The organism is Chromobacterium vaccinii, assembly GCF_000971335.1.
In the GTDB taxonomy this organism is placed as follows: Bacteria; Pseudomonadota; Gammaproteobacteria; order Burkholderiales; family Chromobacteriaceae; genus Chromobacterium; species Chromobacterium vaccinii.
Genome location: NZ_JZJL01000146.1, coordinates 1 through 649 on the forward strand (window position 1 = coordinate 1; position 649 = coordinate 649).

General features: G+C 63.8%; 1 protein-coding gene and 1 pseudogene. One reads left to right on the forward strand and one right to left on the reverse strand.

What is annotated here, in order from left to right; genetic code table 11:
* The first annotated feature begins 170 nt into the window (after nucleotides 1–170).
* The gene (locus VL52_RS24325; RefSeq protein ID WP_235429367.1) at nucleotides 171–326 is read left to right on the forward strand and encodes a zinc-binding dehydrogenase; all 156 of its coding nucleotides are present in this window, start codon (nucleotides 171–173) and stop codon (nucleotides 324–326) included.
* 30 nt (nucleotides 327–356) lie between these two features.
* Here the strand turns inward: VL52_RS24325 and VL52_RS25150 are convergent.
* Nucleotides 357–649, reverse strand: a pseudogene (locus tag VL52_RS25150) (hypothetical protein); the annotation flags it as partial.

A 649-nucleotide genomic window follows, 5' to 3' on the forward strand; every position in this document is an offset into this window, starting at 1 on the left:
ACACCCGTCCCGGCACGCACGAAATGTACGCCTTGCAACTGGCGGCGAGGGAAAGCCCTCACACCGACATCCGGGCGCTAGTGCCTGCCGGACTGCCCGGCATCGAATTCAGCGATGAATGGGAACGACTGGCCCTGTGGCGGGAATGAATCCAACAAGGGGGAAACCAGATGAGCGACATCCAACAGGGGAGGGCGCGCGCGGTGGTGGACAGCAGCTATCCCTGGACTCAGGTGCAAGACGCGCACGCTTACGTCGCCGACAACCGCAATCTGGGCAAGGTGGTGCTGACGCTGTTTCCGGTGATGGCCGGCGACAACGGCTAGCTGTCATCTCCCCGCAAGCCCGGCGTGGCGTTATGGTTTGATGTCGAGGGCCTGGTTGAAGAAGTCCAGCAGTTCGGCGTTCATCTTCCGGTGGAAAGCCGCGCGGTCGAAGCCGGGCGCGTCCCGGCAGATTTCCGGCGCTTCCTTCGCCGCGGCCTCGACGCATGGAGCCAGGAAGGCGAAATGGCCGGCTTTCGGCACCACGCGGTAATTTCGCACTGTGGGCAACCATCCCCGCAACCGGGCTTCGGCCGCGGGCTCCACGCCGTCGCCGCCTCTTTCGGAAATCCACAGGAATAGCGGAATGCGGATTCTCCAGTGTG

Excerpts from the sequence above, each read along its gene's own strand:
- VL52_RS24325 (WP_235429367.1), top strand. The coding sequence starts at position 171 with ATGAGCGACATCCAACAGGGGAGGGCGCGCGCGGTGGTGGACAGCAGC.